Origin of the sequence: Ancylobacter sp. Lp-2 (assembly GCF_020523795.1) — a bacterium.
Taxonomy (GTDB): Bacteria; Pseudomonadota; Alphaproteobacteria; order Rhizobiales; family Xanthobacteraceae; genus Ancylobacter.
The window spans coordinates 1-14,958 of record NZ_JAJALI010000002.1 but is presented as its reverse complement, the minus strand read 5'-3'; the positions used below and the strand labels follow the sequence as shown (position 1 = coordinate 14,958).

Sequence of the window (14,958 nt, the reverse complement as noted above, 5' to 3'; positions counted from 1 at the left end):
GACCGCGACATGAACCTCCCGATCCAGTCCCCGACGGTCTCCGACACCTCCGCCTTCGCCGCCGGCGCCGCCTATATGGATGGCGCGTTCATGCCGCTGAGCGAGGCGCGCATCCCAGTCACCGACTGGGGCTATCGCCGCTCGGACGTGGTCTATGACGTGGTGAGCGTCTGGGACGGGACGTTCTTCCGCCTCGACGACCATCTGAAGCGCTTCCGCGCCTCGATGGAGTTCTCGCACCTCATCCCGACCGAGAGCGACGACGAGATCCGCGCTATCCTGCACAAGCTGGTGGCCCTCGCCGGCCTGCGCGAAGCCTATGTGGCGATGGACTGCGTGCGCGGGCGCCCGGCGCCGGGCACGCAATATCACCCGAAGAACGCCCGCCCCTATCTCATCGCCTATGCCATCCCGTTCATCTGGCTGATGAAGCCGGAGATCATCGAGCGCGGTGCCCACATGGTCATCGCCTCGACGCCGCGCATTCCCGAGGCCTCGGTCAATGCCCGGGCGAAGAACTTCCACTGGGCCGACATGACCGCGGCGCTGTTCGAGGCGGATGCGCAGGGCGCCGACAACCCGATCCTGCTCGACGCCGCCGGCAACGTCACCGAGGGGCCGGGCTACAACGTTTTCTGCATCACCAACGGCGTGGTCGCTACGCCCGACCGCAACGTGCTCGGCGGCATCACTCGGATGTCGGTGATCGAACTCTGTGCCGAACTCGGCCTGCCCTGCGAGGTGCGCGACGTCAGCCTCGAGGAACTGCGCGACGCCGACGAGATCCTGGTGTCCTCCACCGCCGGCGGCCCGATCGGCGTCAGCCGGCTCGACGGGCGCATCCTCAACAACGACCGTCCCGGCCCGCTCACCCAGAAGCTGCGCGAGACCTATTGGGAGAAGCGCAAGGCCGGCTGGCACGGCGAGCCGGTCGATTACACCACGGTCTGATCTCCCGGCACCGAGCCGGAACCACGCCCTCAAGAACGCCTTTCAAGGAACCTTCCCAAGAAACAAGACCTTTCCAACCTTCCAGAGGATTGTCGCCGTGACGAAAGCCCGCCGTACTCTTCTCAAGACCCTGGCATTATTCGCCGGCAGCGTTCTGGTCAGCGCCTCCGCGATGGCCCAGAGCATCCCGGCCCCCGGCCCCACCGTCGAGGCGATCAAGAAGCGCGGCGAGCTGAATTGCGGCGTCGATGCCGGCATTCCCGGCTTTGCCTTCCAGGACGCCAGCGGCGTCTGGAAAGGCTTCGACGTCGACTATTGCAAGGCGCTGGCAGCGGCGGTGCTGGGTGATCCGGCCAAGGTGAAATATGTCGGCACCACCGCCAAGGTACGCTTCACCGTGCTGCAATCCGGCGAAATCGACGTGCTGGTGCGCGATTCTACCCTCACCTTCGCCCGCGACATCGATCTCGGCCTCACCGAGGTGGCGGTGAACTTCTATGCCGGCCAGGGCTTCATGGTGCGCAAGAGCCTCGGCGTGAACTCGGCGGCCGAGCTCAACGGCGCCACCATGTGCATGCTCACCGGCGCGACACTGGAGCTCAACATCGCCGACTTCGCCCGCTCCAAGGGCACCACCATCAACTCGCTGCTGTTCGAGAAGTCCGAGGAAGCCTTCGCCGCCGCCGAGAGCGGACGCTGCGACGGCTATTCCGACGATACCGGCTCGCTCGCCGCCGCCCGCTCGACCATGAAGGTGCCGGACGATTGGGTGATCCTGCCGGACGTGATCTCCAAGGAACCGCTCGGCCTCCACACCCGCGACGGCGATTATCGCTGGTCGGACATCGTCTTCTGGGTCGATGCCGGCCTGAAGACCGCCGAGGAATTCGGCATCACCAAGGAGAATGTCGACGAGAAGAAGAGCTCGAGCGATCCCTTCGTGCGCCGCCTGCTCGGCCTTGAAGGCGATTTCGGCAAAAAGCTCGGCCTCGACAACGAGGCGTTCTATCGGGCGATCAAGTCGGTCGGCAATTACGGCCAGATCTACGACGCCTATTTCGGCCCCAAGGCGCTCGGCCTGCCGCGCGGCATCAACAATCTCTGGAACCAGGGCGGCCTGCACTACCCGCTGCCGTTCCGTTGAGATCCGCGCATGGCCGGAAAGTCGCGTAAGGGCGGCTCTTCGCTCTGGCCGATGAAAGCCTCCCACGCCCTGCTGATGCAGGGCGTGGCTCTCCTTATCGGGGGGCTCGTCATCGCCTGGTTCGCGCAGAACGCCGCCAGCAATCTCGCCCGCCGCAGCATGCAGCTCGACTTCGGCTTCCTCGGAAGCCCGGCCGGCTTCAGCATGCCGTTCCAGATCCTGTCCTTCGGCCCGACCGATACCTATTTCATGGCGCTGGTGACCGCCTTCGCCAACACGCTGCTGGTCTCGGCCATGGGCGTCGTCACCTCCACCGTCGTCGGCCTCGGGCTCGGGGTGATGCGGCTTTCGCAGAACTGGCTGCTGTCCACCGTTTCCGGCGCCATCGTCGAGCTGGTGCGCAACACGCCGCAGCTGCTGCAGATCGTGTTCTGGTATGTCGGCGTGCTGCAAGTGTTGCCGCAAGCCCGCCAGAGCCTGTCCTTCGGCGACGTCGCCTTTCTCAACATTCGCGGCCTGTTCCTGCCGGCGCCGATCGGCGGTTCGTGGAGCAGCCTGCTCCTCATTACCTTCTTTCTCAGCCTCGCGCTGGCACCTCTGGCCCGCCGCTACCTTCCGTTGCACCCGCGCCGGAGCAGCCTGCTCTGGCTGGTCCCGCCGGTGCTGCTCATCGCCCTTGCCTTCAGCCTGAAGGGCTGGAGCCTGCCGGCTCTGAAGGGCTTCAACTTTGCCGGCGGCATGGTGCTGCCGCCGGAGCTGGTGGCGCTTTGGGCGGGCCTGTCGCTCTACACCGCCGCCTTCGTCGCCGAGATCGTGCGGGCCTCGGTGGAAGCCATCGGCAAGGGACAGGTCGAGGCGGCGAACAGCCTCGGGCTGAGCTCCTGGCTGACGCTGCGCCTGGTGGTGCTGCCACAGGCACTGCGGCTGATGATCCCGCAGCTGACCAACCAATATCTCAACCTGATCAAGAGCTCCTCGCTCGGCGCCGCCATCGCCTATCCCGAGATCGTGCAGATCTTCGCCGGCACGGTGCTCAACCAGTCCGGCCGCGCCATCGAGGTGATGGTGATCGTGATGGGCGTGTTCCTGATCATCAACCTCGCCGCCTCCGCCGCTCTCGCGCAGCTGAACGAGCGCGTCGCGCTGAAGGAGCGCTGAGCCATGACCGAGAAGATCGCTGTCGCCGGCACCAGCACGATCGAGAGTTCGCCCCTCGTCGATGCGCCCCTGAACGGCGCGATCACTTCCAATGCGGCCGCGAACAGAGAGGCGAGCGCAGTAGCCAAGCGCCGCGCGACCGCCACAGCGAGGACGCGCCGCTGGCTGCGCACCAATCTGTTCTCATCGCCGCTGATGGGCACGCTCAGCGTGCTCACCTTGCTGCTGCTCGGCTTCGCTTTGCCGCCTTTGTTCCGTTGGGCGTTTCTCGACGCCGTTTTCGACGGCTCCAATCGCAGCGTCTGCGGCGCTGGGGCCTGCTGGGCCTTCATCGCCGACCGGCTGGAACAGTTCGCCTATGGCCGCTACACGCCGGCCGAGCGCTGGCGGGTCGACATCGCACTGGCGCTCCTCGCCGGCTTCGCGGCGCTGTCGCTGTGGTCGCGCAATCCGCACCGGGCGCTGTCGGTGCTGCTTCTGGTCACGCTGTGCCCGGCCATCGCCACCGTGCTGCTGATCGGCGGCGTGTTCGGCCTGCCCTTCGTGCCGACCGACCAGTGGGGCGGACTGTCGCTCAACATCATCCTCACCTTCGCCACGGTGGTGCTGGCCTTGCCGCTCGGCGTCGTGCTCGCCATGGGCCGGCGCTCGCAGCTGTCGGTGATCCGTTGGAGTTGCACCGCCTTCATCGAGGTGCTGCGCGGCGTGCCGCTGCTCACCGTGCTGTTCATGGCGATGGTGATGCTGCCGATGTTCCTGCCGGAGGGCGTCACCTTCGACCGGCTGGTGCGGGCGATCATCGGCCTGTCGCTGTTCGTCGCCGCCTATTTCGCCGAGATCATCCGCGCCGGCCTGCAGGGCATCCCCAAGGGCCAGTACGAGGCGGCGGCGGCGATCGGCCTCGGCTTCTGGGGCGCGCACCGGCTAATCGTGCTGCCGCAGGCGTTCCGGCTGGTGGTGCCCGGCATCGTCAACACGGTGATCGACCTGTTCAAGGACACCACGCTGGTGTCGATCATCGGCCTGTTCGATCTGCTCGGCGTGGTCGGCCAGTCGATCAAGGACCCGAACTGGCTCGGCCTCGGCCGGGAGGGCTACGCCTTCGCCGCGCTGGTCTTCTTCATCTGCTGCTATGCCATGTCGCTGCTCAGCCTGCGGATCGAGCGCCGCATCCGCAGCGCCAGCCATTGAGCCGAGCGGTCGTCGGGGCGGCACGCGTTCCGGGCCGCCCCGTCCCCCCGCACATCATCCCCGGCCGAAGGCGAAGCGGATGCCGAGGTTGAGGCTGGCGGGCAGCACGGACATGTGCGTCTCGCCCGGCAGCAGCACATAGTCGGCGCCGACCCCCTTCACCTCCGCGAGGCGCTCGGCCATCAGCCGGGTATTGTCGACGATGCGGCTGTCCTCGAAGGCGGCGACACGCTTCGCCTCGTCCTCCGCCCCGACCTGGAACGGCGCGAGCGCCTGCTCGTATTCGCCGACGATCAGCAGCGCCCGCCCGTTCGCCTCACGGCCTTCGGCGATGAAGGTCTCGGCGGCCTTCACGACGCCGCCCCCCTCCCACCACACGGCGGGACTAGCCGCGATCCAGCGGGAGAACGCCTCCGGCTTGCGGAACAGGGTGTGCAGCACGAACAGACCGCCGAAGGAATGGCCGAGGATCGCCTGCCGGGCCGAATCGACCGGGACACGACGGGCGATCTCCGGCTTCAACTCGTCCTCGATGAAGGCAAGGAAGTGATCGGCGCCGCCGGTGCGCACTTCCGGCCCGTCCGGCGTGAACGGCGGGTAGGCCTGGCCGGGCGGCGGCGCCAAATCCCAGGAGCGCCTGATGCCGTCATAAGGCCCCTCGACGGGATAACCGATGCCGACCATCACGCCCCAGTCGAGGCCGGTGGCGAGCGGCCAGGCCGCCTGCACCCGCATGATATCCGCCGCCGTGCCGGCGACCGCATTGGCGTCGAGATAGTACATCACCGGCCAGCCGCCCTCCGGCGCCTCGCCGGGCGGGCGATAGAGGAAGATGCGCCAGGGTTCGCCGCCCGCCGCCGGGGCGATGTCGAAGGTGACGGTATCGGGAATGGAGGTGGGGTTCATGACGCACTCTGCTTGCGGGACAGGAGCCAGAGGAAGACCGGCGCGCCGATCATCGAGGCGACGAGGCCCGCCGGCATCTGCCAGGGAAAGGCGACCACGCGGCCGGTGAAATCAGCCAGCACCATGATCAGCGCGCCAATCAGCGCGGCTCCGTAAAGCTCCGCGAGGGGCCGGCGCAAGCCGAGGAGGCGCGCCAGATGCGGCGCCATCAGCCCGACGAAGGAGAGCGGGCCGATCAGCAACGTCGCCATCGCCGTCGCCACCGCCGCGAGCACGAGCAGCAGCGTCCGGCTGAGCGCCGGCGGCACGCCGAGGGCGCGAACCGCCGCCTCGCCGAGCGGCAGCATGTCGAGCCAGCGGGCCAGCAAGGGCAGCAGGGCCAGCACCAGCCCGGCCGCTACGAGGCTTGCCGTGGCGGTTGCCGCCGTCATGCCGTAGGTCGAGCCGGTCATCCAGTTGAACAGCAGCACCGCGCGCGGATCGCCACTCGCCATCAGCACGCTCACCAGCGCATCGAGCAACGCGCCGACGGCGATACCGACTAGGATCACCCGTTCCGGCGCCCCTCGCGAGGCGCGGCCGAGCGCCAGCAGCACGAGCAGTGCGAGAAAGGCGCCGAGCGAGGCCGCGACCGCCTGCTCGACCCGGCCGAAATCCGCCAGCAGGAATAGCGCCACGGTGAGCCCGCAGGCGGCACCGGCACTCACCCCCAGCACTTCGGGGCTGGCCATCGGATTGCCGGTCATACGCTGCAGCACGCAACCGGCCACGGCGAGCAGCGACCCTCCCGCCAGCGCGGCGAACGCGCGGGCCAGCCGCATCTCCCAGACCGATGCGTCCCCAACCGATGCCGGATCGCCGGGCCACGTCACCGACCAACCGTCGAGGCCGGGCCCGATGCCTCCCGAGACGAGGACCGCAAGAATCACAAAAAAACCGAGTAGAACCAGTCGATTATGCGGATGGGCGCGGCCGGCATCGGCGCTCGCCGGCAGCAGTCCGGCGCCCGCATGCGGCGGCAGGCGCAGGCGCGGCACCAGCCACAGCAGCAGCGGCGCGCCGAGCAGCGCGGTGGCCGCGCCGGTCGGCAGCAGCTCGTCGGAGACGTCGCCGACGAGCTGCACCGCCTGGTCGGTCGCCCATAGTAGCGCGGCGCCGAGGAGAGCGGAGGCGAACATCTGTCCCCCTGCCCGGCGCGCGCCGCTGATGCGGGCCAGCGCCGGCGCGGCGAGCCCGACGAAGCCGATGCAACCGACCGCCGCGACCACGCAGGCGGTAAGCGCCACCGCCACAACCAGCGCGCCAAACCGGGCGGCGGCGAGCGACAGGCCGAGGCTGCGGGCGCTGGCATCGTCGAGACCCAGCAACGTCAGCGGCCGCACCAACAGGGCAGCGGCGAGGCCGGCCACGGCGAGGCGCGGGGCGAGGAAAGCCGGCTCCGACCAGTCCTGCTGGCTCAGCGAGCCGGCTCCCCACAGGAACAGGCCGGCGAGATAATGACTATTGAACAATGAGATAAGGGCGGCGAGCGCTCCGCTATAGAGGCTGGTCACCATGCCGGCGAGGATCACCACCAGCGGCGCGAAATGGCTGCGCCGGGAGAGCAGCAACACCAGGCCGATAGCGAGAAGGCCGCCGCCGAGCGCCACCCATTCGCGGCCGAAGCCGATCAGCGCCGGGGCCCAGACGAGGCCCGCTGCCAAGGCGAGATTGGCGCCGGCCTCGATGCCGAGCGTGGTGGGAGAGGCGATGGGGTTGCGCAGCACCTGCTGCAGCAGCGCACCGGCGAGCCCCAGCGCCGCCCCGGCGAGCAGGCTCACCGTCAGGCGGGGCGCGAAGCTGTAGGCGACCAGCATCTGCGCCGGCGAATCGACGTCCGGCGACACCAGCGCAGCCCACCACGCCGACACCGGCAACTGGTCGGCGAGATTGCCGATCGTCGCGCAGCCGGCGAGTACGATGAGAAGTACGATGAGGCCAGTTGGACCGAGACGACGCAGGCCGCCGACGACGGGCGATTGGACGAGGGCGACATCAGCCATTGGCCGCCTCCCCGGTGAACAGACGGGCCATCTGGTCGGCAAAGCGCATGGCGGAGGGCAGCATGCCGAACATCAGCACGGCCGGCAGGCGGTAGACCTGCCCGGCCCGCGCGAAGGGCAGACTGTTCCACAGCGGGCTCGCCGCCAGCGTGTCCAGCGTGTCGGCGGAGATCGGCTCGAGATAGACGAGCCGGCTGGCGGGGCTTTCCGCCAGCGCCTCGATGCCGACGGTGCTGAAGCCCCAGTAATTGCCCGGCCGCGTCCAGCCATTGGTCAGGCCGCAGCGCTCCATCACGTCGCCGAACAGGCCACCTGCCGTGTAGACGCGGACATGGCGAGTATCGAGGAAGCTCACCACCATGATCGGCTGGGCCGCGACGCCGCGCGCGACGAGGAGCTCACGTGTCGCCGCCATGGTCGTCTCGGCGCGGGCGATCAGCGCCTCCCCTTCCCGCTCCCGCCCGAGGATGGCGGCGAGCTCGCGGGTGGCAGTCACGCTGCGGTCATAGGGATGGCCGACCGGCGGGGCGTAGATGGAAAACTCGCGGGTCGGCGCCACCCCTTCGAGCAGGCGGCGGATGCCGGCGAGATAGGGCGTGGTGATGATGAGATCCGGCCGCAGGGAGGCGAGCAGTTCCAGATTCGGCTCGCGATCGGTGCCGAGATTGACGATGCCGGCCGGCAATGCCGGCTCGACCACCCAGTCCGCCCACGTACCGGGGTTGGGTAGCGCAATGGGCGGCAGGCCCATTTCGATCAGGGTCTCGGCGAGGCCAAAATCCAGCGAAACGATCCTGTGCGGCGGTCGAGCCGGCGTTTCGGCGCGCCCGGCACCCGGCAGCAGCGGGTGGGCGAGCGCACCGAGACAGAACCCGCCGCGCAGCACGGCCCGGCGGGAGACAAGCGCAGGCACGGTCACCAGCGATACTTCAGACCGGCGAGCACGGTGCGCGGGGCACCGAGATAGCAGTAGCCGGCGTCGCAGGTGACGTATTCCTCGTCGAGCAGGTTCTGGGCGTTGATCTGCGCGCTCCAGCCCTTGAGCTTCGGGTTGAGGAACTCGAAGTCGTAGCTCAGCTTGGCGTCGACGAGGGTGTAGGCGTCGTTCTCGAAGGTGTTGAGCGAGTCACCCCAGGTGGCGCCGGTGTAGCGCACGCCGGCACCGATCCCGAGACCGGCGAGCTTCGAACCGGACTGGAACTGGTAGTCGGCCCACAGCGAGAAGGCGTTCTGCGGCTGGCCGGAGGGGGCCAGACCGATCGTCGTCGGGTCGCCGGCGACATTGGTCAGGTCGAGATAGGTGTAAGCGCCGCGCAGCCTGAGGCCGGCGCCGAGATTGGCGACCGCCTCGAGCTCGAAGCCGCGGGCGCGCACCTCGGCGGTCTGCACCTGAAAGAGCGGGTTGGTGTCGTCGGTGACCAGCCCGTTCTCCTGGTTGATCTGGAACACCGCGGCGGTGAAGTAGCCGTCGAAGCCGGTGGGCGCGTATTTCACGCCCGCCTCGATCTGCTTGGAGGTGGTCGGAGAGAAGGCGTCGCCGTTGATGTCGACGCCGAGATTGGGCGCGAAGGAGGTCGAATAGGTGACGTAGGGCGCGATGCCGTTGTCGAACACATAGGTCAGACCGACGCGGCCGGTGAACTCGCTGTCGTCATTGTCTTCCGACGTGTCGTTCAGCAGGTCGTCATCCTTGCTGTCGACCCAGTCCTGCCGGCCGGTCAGGGTCAGGATCCAGCGGTCGAACTTCGCCTGCTCCTGAATATAGAGGCCGGTCTGGTTCTGCGTCTGCTTGTAGCGGGAGTAATTGAATCCGGGATCGTAGGTCGGGCCCAGCGGCTGCCCGGTGTTGAAGTCGAAATCGGCCGCCGTACCGAAGCCGATGCCGCCATCCAGCGACAGATAGGTGTAGTCGAGGCCGAACAGCACCTTGTGCGCGATCGCGCCGGTGACGAAGTCGGCCTGCACCTGGTTGTCGACGGCGAAGCTGTCGAGGATATCGTGCACATAGCCGGTGCCGCGCGTGCCGATATTGGTGTCCGGGTCGATGCCGTACAGGCTGGTGTAGCGCACCGTGGTATCGGCGTTGCCGTAGCGCAGGTTCTGCCGGAAGGTGAAGACGTCGTTGAACTCGTGCTCGGCCGAATAGCCGACGCGCCACTGCTCCTGCGGCTGGCTGTTATAGTCGCCGGGCGCGCGGCTGAAGGTCTCCGTGCCGGTGCCGTCCCAGCCATAGAAGGGCAGCGAGGCCGGGGTCTCGGACTTCTGGTACTCACCGAGGAAGGTGATCTTGGTCTGGTCGTTCGGCTTCCAGGTCAGCGCCGGAGCGATATAGGTCATGTCGTTGACGCCGCCGCCGAGCGTGTTCGGCGAGCCAGCATCGCGCAACAGGCCGGTGAGGCGGTAGAGCAGCGTGCCGTCCTTGTCGAGCGGGCCGCCAATGTCGAACTGGCCCTGCCACCAGTCGTAATTGCCGCCCTGCACCTCGACCTCGCCGAAGGCCTGCTCGGTCGGGCGCTTGGAGGTGACATCGACGAGGCCACCGGGCGAACCGAGACCGTAAAGCGCCGAAGACGGGCCGCGCAGCACGGTGATGTCCTCGACGCCATAGGGCTCGATCTTGAACACCGACATGTTGGCGCCCGGCCAGCGCAGGCCGTCGCGATAGATGCCGTTATAGGTGGTGTCGAAGCCGCGAATGGTGAACACGTCGAAGCGCGGGTCGTAGCCGCTCTGGCCGGTGCGCACGCCGGGGGTGTAGGCCACCGCCTGGGTCAGCGACTGCACGTTGCGGTCGTCGAGTTCCTGGCGGGTGACGACCGAAACCGATTGCGGCGTCTCGAGGAGCGGCGTGTCGGTCTTGGTGCCGGCGGTGCTGCGGGTGGCGACATAGCCGACCGTGCCGTCGCCCGAGCCCTGCACCGCGATGGTATCGAGCTCGATGCCGACCGTCTCGCCGGAGGTCGCCGTCGTGGCGGCCGGATCGACGATGGTGACGCGGTTCGGCGCGGTGAAGCGATAGGTCAGGCCGGTGCCGCGCAGCAGCGCCTCCAGCGCCTGCGGCGGGCTCATGCTGCCCGAGACGGCCGAGGAGCGCCGGCCGCCGAACTTCGCGGTATCGAAGAACACCCGCACGCCGGCCTTCTGCGCGAAGGAAAGAACGGCGCCGTTGAGGTCCTGCGCGGGAATGTCGAAGGCGATGCGGGCCGGAGCGACGCTCGCCGCCGGCTGGGTCTGGGCCTGAGCGAGGGCCGGCGACATCGATACGCCAAGCGCGGTCGCCACGAGGCCGAGGGCCAGGGCCTGACACGCCGTACCGCCAAGATAATGCCGCCGCAGACGCCGCGCGTCGCTAGTCACCCCGAGCCTCATGGATCGTCCTTCCTCACATCCCAGATCGTGCGCAGGGCACGGCCGCCCGCTCGCGCGGGCTCGCAGGAAGGAAGACAACTCACGGACCCGTGACCGTAAAAAAAGTTCACGATTTCTGAACTTTTTCAGTAAAGCACTGTGATCAATGGATAAATCGAACGCGACCCGATGCCCAGCTCGGTGGTGATGGTGTCGATCGCGTCGTCGAGGTCGCTGGTCGGGAACACGCCGCTGACCCGGCGCTGCGCCAGTTCGGTTTCAAGAATGACGATACGGCCGCGGCGGTAGCGATTGAGCGTCTCCACCACATGGCCGAGCCGGGCGCCATTGAACACCAGCATCCCCCGCCGCCACGCCGTCGCCGTCGCGATGTCGCGGGTACGGATGCGGCCGATGCGCCCGTCGCTGCGGTAGCGCACCTCCTGACCGGGTGACAGCACGACGCCGTCGCGCGTCGCGGCGCCGGAGGCGACCTCCACCTGATGCTCGACGGCCAGCACGTCGGCAGCGTCGCCGCTCTCCTCGATCACGAATTTGGTGCCGAGCGCGGTAGTGGTACCGCCGGCAGCCTCGGCGACGAAGGGGCGGGATTCGTCGCCGGCACGCGGCGCGACGGTGAAGAACGCCTCTCCCACCAGCAGCCGCACCCGGCGCTCGTCCTCGCCATAGGCGAGCGCGATGGCGCTGGAGGGACCGAGTTCGACCGTGCTGCCGTCCGGCAGCGAAATCGTGCGCAATTCGCCCGGCGCGGTGCGGTAGTCGGCCGCCAGCATCAGCCAGGGATCGCCGAACTGGAAGCGGGCCGCGCCGGCGGCGAGCACCAATAGCCCGACCAGCGCGCCGATCCGCACCGCCTTGCGCGCGGCGGAGGCCTGCCGCGGCGGCGTCAGCACCGTCCGCAGCGGACCGGGATCGTGCCGCAGGGCGCCGAGCTCGCGCCAGGTGGCGCTCGCCTCCTCGAAGGCGGCGCGATGCTCGGGGTCTGCGCCGAGCCAGGCGCGCAGGGCTCCCTTCTCCCCATCGCTCAGCGGCGAGCCATCCAGCCGTGCCACCCATTCGGCAGCCCGCTGCTCGACATCCTCCGCATATTGCCCGCTCTCGCTCACGGCTCGTTCCATGACATGTCGCACCCGCCCTATACGACAACCGAATGGGGGTACGACCGTAAAAATCGCCTCAGCGGGCCCGCAGGCGCCGCGTCATATGGGCGATGGCCATGGCGAGATGCTTCTGCACCGCGCTTTCCGAGAGGCCGAGGCGCTGGGCGACCTCGGCATGGGTGAGACCGTCGATGCGGTTCAGCACGAAGATCTGCTGCGTGCGGCGCGGCATCTCCTGCACCAGCAGGTGGATGCGCTCGAGCTGCAGACGGGAATCGACGGCGTCCTCGGGGGTCGGCTGGTCGGCGGCGATCTCGCCGAACGCCTCCGGCGCGACGACGTCGGTGCGCCGGCGGGCTTCCTGCTTCAGGTGGTTGAGCAGCAGATTGCGCGCGACGGTATAGAGATAGGCGCGGAAATCCTGGACGCGGGTCTCCGGCCGCTCGATGACACGGACGAATGTGTCCTGCACGAGGTCACTCGCCATGTGCTGATCGCCCAGCCGGCGATTGAGGTAGCGCCTCAGCTCGGTCCCATGCGCAGAGAAGACGAGCGACAGGTCTGGCTGCATGAAATCGGCACCCGCCATCCGCATCACGAATACGTATGGGATCGACCTCTAACATGGGAGGAAACCCGAAGTAAGATCGCCGGACAAACGTTGTAACGGCTATAAAAAGTGCCTGCGGACGCTATTTTATAATTATTCTGATCTGTAGCTTCTCCTCGGAAGTCCGGCCACCGGTGCGGAAGGCCTGTCAGCCGACGATCGGAGGTCTGCGGACGACCTCGAACGGTTTAAGTGCCGGCATCCGGGCTTCCGGCCGCGCCTCCCGACCGCGCGGACATGGCGCACCTTCGGCATGTGGGCGGGCCGCGCGTCGGGGATGGATGATGGGGCCGACATCCCCTATCAAGGGGCGTTGATCGACATATGTCGCCCTGCCATCGCGAAGAGAAAGAAACCGCTCCATGAAGTCGCGCGCCGCCGTCGCCTGGGAAGCCAAGAAGCCGCTCACCATCGAGACCATCGAGATCGGCGGCCCCAAGCCCGGCGAGGTGCTGGTCGAGATCATGGCGACAGGTGTGTGCCACACCGACGCCTACACGCTGGACGGGCTCGATTCGGAGGGCAAGTTCCCGGCGATCCTCGGCCATGAGGGCGCAGGCATCGTGCGCGAGGTCGGCGCCGGCGTCACCTCGCTGAAGGTCGGCGACCACGTCATCCCGCTCTACACGCCGGAATGCCGGCAGTGCAAAACCTGCCTGTCGCAGCGCTCGAACCTGTGCACCTCGATCCGCGCCACCCAGGGCCAGGGCCTGATGCCCGACCGCACCACGCGCTTCTCCTGCGAGCGGACAGGCGGCCAAGGCGGCGAGATCTTCCACTATATGGGCTGCTCGACCTTCTCGAACTTCACCGTGCTGCCGGAGATCGCGCTCGCCAAGGTGCGCGAGGACGCGCCCTTCGACAAGATCTGCTACATCGGCTGCGGCGTCACCACCGGCATCGGCGCGGTGGTCTACACCGGCAAGGTGTGGCCGGGCGCCAATGTCGTGGTGTTCGGCCTCGGCGGCATCGGGCTGAACGTGATCCAGGGCGCCCGCATGGTCGGCGCCGACAAGATCATCGGCGTCGACATCAATCCGGCCAAGGTCGAGATGGCCAGGAAGTTCGGCATGACCGACTTCATCAACCCGCTCGAGGTCGGCAACGACAAGGTGGTGCAGGCGATCCAGGACCTCACCGATGGCGGCGCCGACTTCACCTTCGACTGCACCGGCAACGTCAACGTGATGCGCCAGGCGCTGGAAGCCTGCCATCGCGGCTGGGGCACCTCCATCGTCATCGGCGTGGCGCCGGCCGGGGCGGAAATCTCCACCCGCCCGTTCCAGCTGGTCACCGGCCGCAACTGGCGCGGCTCGGCGTTCGGCGGCGCGCGCGGGCGCACCGACGTGCCGAAGATCGTCGACTGGTACATGGAGGGCAAGATCAACATCGACGACCTGATCACCCACACCATGCCGCTCGACGAGATCAACACCGCCTTCGACCTGATGCATGAGGGCAAGTCGATCCGCTCGGTGGTGATCTACTGATGGCCGGGGCGATGGAGACCGTCTCCAAGGCGAAGTCGCATGGCGGCGTGCAGGGGGTCTACCGGCACGATTCCAAGATCACGGGCACGCCGATGACCTTCGCGGTGTTCGTGCCGCCGCAGGCGGCCAGTGGCCCGGTGCCGGTGCTGTGGTATCTGTCCGGCCTCACCTGCACCCATGCCAATGTCATGGAAAAGGGTGAGTACCGCGCCGCCGCCGCCCGGCACGGCGTCATCATCGTCGCGCCCGACACCAGCCCGCGCGGCGAGACCGTGCCGGACGAGCCGGACAACTGGCAGTTCGGCTCCGGCGCCGGCTTCTATGTCGACGCGACGCAGGAGCCCTATGCCGCGAACTACAAGATGTATTCCTACATCGTCGAGGAGCTGACGGCGCTGATCGCCGCCGAGTTTCCCGCCGACATGGCCCGGCAGGGCATTTTCGGCCATTCCATGGGCGGGCACGGCGCGCTGACCATCGCGCTGAAGCACCCAGACCGCTTCAAGAGCTGCTCGGCCTTCGCGCCGATCGTGCAGCCCTCGACGGCGGACTGGTCGCGGCCGGCGCTGGAGAAATATCTCGGCAAGGACGAGCTGGCCTGGCGCAGCTATGACGCTGTGGCGCTGATCGAGGACGGCAAGCGCTTCCCGGAGCTGCTGGTCGACCAGGGCGCCGCTGACCCGTTCCTCAAGACCGGCCTGCGTCCGGAGATCCTTGCCGATGCCTGCAAGGCGGCCGGCATTCCGCTCGCGCTGAACCTGCGCGAGGGCTACGACCACTCCTACTACTTCATCTCGACCTTCATGGCCGACCACATCGCCTGGCACGCCAAGCGGCTGGGTCTGTAGAAACCGACGAGACTGCCGGCGGCGGTTCTGCGCCGCCGGCAGTGACGCGCCTCACGCATCCGGCGCGACGGCATGGCCGGCGAGCAGCTCGAGCGCCTTGACCAGCGCCGAGTGATCGAGCGCCGCCCCGCCCTGCGCCGCCACCGCGC

At 67.9% G+C, this 14,958-nt stretch carries 12 protein-coding genes and 1 pseudogene; 6 read left to right on the top strand and 7 right to left on the bottom strand.

The annotated features are described in order from the left end of the window. The first annotated feature begins 9 nt into the window (after positions 1–9). From LGR54_RS04700 to LGR54_RS04685, 4 genes are all read left to right on the top strand, one after another. The gene (locus LGR54_RS04700; protein WP_230360824.1) at positions 10–951 is read left to right on the top strand and encodes an aminotransferase class IV; all 942 of its coding nucleotides are present in this window, start codon (positions 10–12) and stop codon (positions 949–951) included. Positions 952–1,048: 97 nt separating this feature from the next. Next, a complete protein-coding gene (locus tag LGR54_RS04695; RefSeq protein ID WP_230360823.1) occupies positions 1,049–2,095 on the top strand; it encodes an amino acid ABC transporter substrate-binding protein in 1,047 nt (348 codons plus the stop codon). Between the two features lie 9 nt (positions 2,096–2,104). After that, positions 2,105–3,253, top strand: a complete 1,149-nt coding sequence (locus LGR54_RS04690) for an amino acid ABC transporter permease (protein ID WP_230360822.1) — start codon at positions 2,105–2,107, stop codon at positions 3,251–3,253. A gap of 3 nt (positions 3,254–3,256) precedes the next feature. Further along, positions 3,257–4,444 (top strand): amino acid ABC transporter permease, encoded by a 1,188-nt coding sequence (locus LGR54_RS04685; RefSeq protein ID WP_230360821.1) that lies wholly within the window; start codon positions 3,257–3,259, stop codon positions 4,442–4,444. A 54-nt stretch (positions 4,445–4,498) separates the two neighbouring features. Here LGR54_RS04685 and LGR54_RS04680 read toward each other — a convergent pair whose 3' ends face one another. The 6 genes from LGR54_RS04680 to LGR54_RS04655 all read right to left on the bottom strand — a co-directional run bounded on the left by LGR54_RS04680 (position 4,499) and on the right by LGR54_RS04655 (position 12,450). Then, entirely contained in the window at positions 4,499–5,350 is an 852-nt protein-coding gene (locus LGR54_RS04680) for an alpha/beta hydrolase (protein ID WP_230360820.1), read from the bottom strand. Beyond that, on the bottom strand, positions 5,347–7,392 hold the full coding sequence (gene fhuB, locus LGR54_RS04675; protein WP_230360819.1) for a Fe(3+)-hydroxamate ABC transporter permease FhuB: 2,046 nt from the start codon (positions 7,390–7,392) through the stop codon (positions 5,347–5,349). Before fhuB ends, LGR54_RS04680 begins: the two co-directional genes overlap by 4 nt. Beyond that, a complete protein-coding gene (locus tag LGR54_RS04670) occupies positions 7,385–8,311 on the bottom strand; it encodes an iron-siderophore ABC transporter substrate-binding protein (RefSeq protein ID WP_230360818.1) in 927 nt (308 codons plus the stop codon). Before LGR54_RS04670 ends, fhuB begins: the two co-directional genes overlap by 8 nt. Next, positions 8,308–10,761: a TonB-dependent siderophore receptor gene (locus LGR54_RS04665; RefSeq protein ID WP_230360817.1), complete on the bottom strand. Its 2,454-nt coding sequence runs from the start codon at positions 10,759–10,761 to the stop codon at positions 8,308–8,310. Before LGR54_RS04665 ends, LGR54_RS04670 begins: the two co-directional genes overlap by 4 nt. Before the next feature lie 125 nt (positions 10,762–10,886). Continuing rightward, complete coding sequence (locus tag LGR54_RS04660) at positions 10,887–11,879, bottom strand: FecR family protein (RefSeq protein ID WP_230360816.1); 993 nt, start codon at positions 11,877–11,879, stop codon at positions 10,887–10,889. A gap of 58 nt (positions 11,880–11,937) precedes the next feature. Continuing rightward, positions 11,938–12,450, bottom strand: a complete 513-nt coding sequence (locus tag LGR54_RS04655) for an RNA polymerase sigma factor (RefSeq protein WP_230360815.1) — start codon at positions 12,448–12,450, stop codon at positions 11,938–11,940. 383 nt (positions 12,451–12,833) lie between these two features. Here LGR54_RS04655 and LGR54_RS04650 point away from each other — a divergent pair, with 383 nt between their 5' ends. Then, positions 12,834–13,961: an S-(hydroxymethyl)glutathione dehydrogenase/class III alcohol dehydrogenase gene (locus LGR54_RS04650; RefSeq protein ID WP_230360814.1), complete on the top strand. Its 1,128-nt coding sequence runs from the start codon at positions 12,834–12,836 to the stop codon at positions 13,959–13,961. 11 nt (positions 13,962–13,972) lie between these two features. Further along, positions 13,973–14,809: an S-formylglutathione hydrolase gene (fghA, locus tag LGR54_RS04645; RefSeq protein ID WP_230361467.1), complete on the top strand. Its 837-nt coding sequence runs from the start codon at positions 13,973–13,975 to the stop codon at positions 14,807–14,809. A gap of 51 nt (positions 14,810–14,860) precedes the next feature. On the opposite strand, the pseudogene LGR54_RS25970 reads toward fghA, so the two are convergent. Next, a pseudogene (locus tag LGR54_RS25970) lies at positions 14,861–14,958 on the bottom strand (2-hydroxy-3-oxopropionate reductase); the annotation flags it as partial.

What these genes read in the sequence shown, in the direction of transcription:
- fhuB (WP_230360819.1), bottom strand. Translation starts at nt 7,392, where the DNA reads ATGGCTGATGTCGCCCTCGTCCAATCGCCCGTCGTCGGCGGCCTGCGT.
- LGR54_RS04655 (WP_230360815.1), bottom strand. Translation starts at nt 12,450, where the DNA reads ATGGCGGGTGCCGATTTCATGCAGCCAGACCTGTCGCTCGTCTTCTCT.
- fghA (WP_230361467.1), top strand. Translation starts at nt 13,973, where the DNA reads ATGGAGACCGTCTCCAAGGCGAAGTCGCATGGCGGCGTGCAGGGGGTC.
- LGR54_RS04700 (WP_230360824.1), top strand. Translation starts at nt 10, where the DNA reads ATGAACCTCCCGATCCAGTCCCCGACGGTCTCCGACACCTCCGCCTTC.
- LGR54_RS04690 (WP_230360822.1), top strand. Translation starts at nt 2,105, where the DNA reads ATGGCCGGAAAGTCGCGTAAGGGCGGCTCTTCGCTCTGGCCGATGAAA.
- LGR54_RS04680 (WP_230360820.1), bottom strand. Translation starts at nt 5,350, where the DNA reads ATGAACCCCACCTCCATTCCCGATACCGTCACCTTCGACATCGCCCCG.
- LGR54_RS04650 (WP_230360814.1), top strand. Translation starts at nt 12,834, where the DNA reads ATGAAGTCGCGCGCCGCCGTCGCCTGGGAAGCCAAGAAGCCGCTCACC.
- LGR54_RS04685 (WP_230360821.1), top strand. Translation starts at nt 3,257, where the DNA reads ATGACCGAGAAGATCGCTGTCGCCGGCACCAGCACGATCGAGAGTTCG.
- LGR54_RS04660 (WP_230360816.1), bottom strand. Translation starts at nt 11,879, where the DNA reads ATGGAACGAGCCGTGAGCGAGAGCGGGCAATATGCGGAGGATGTCGAG.
- LGR54_RS04665 (WP_230360817.1), bottom strand. Translation starts at nt 10,761, where the DNA reads ATGAGGCTCGGGGTGACTAGCGACGCGCGGCGTCTGCGGCGGCATTAT.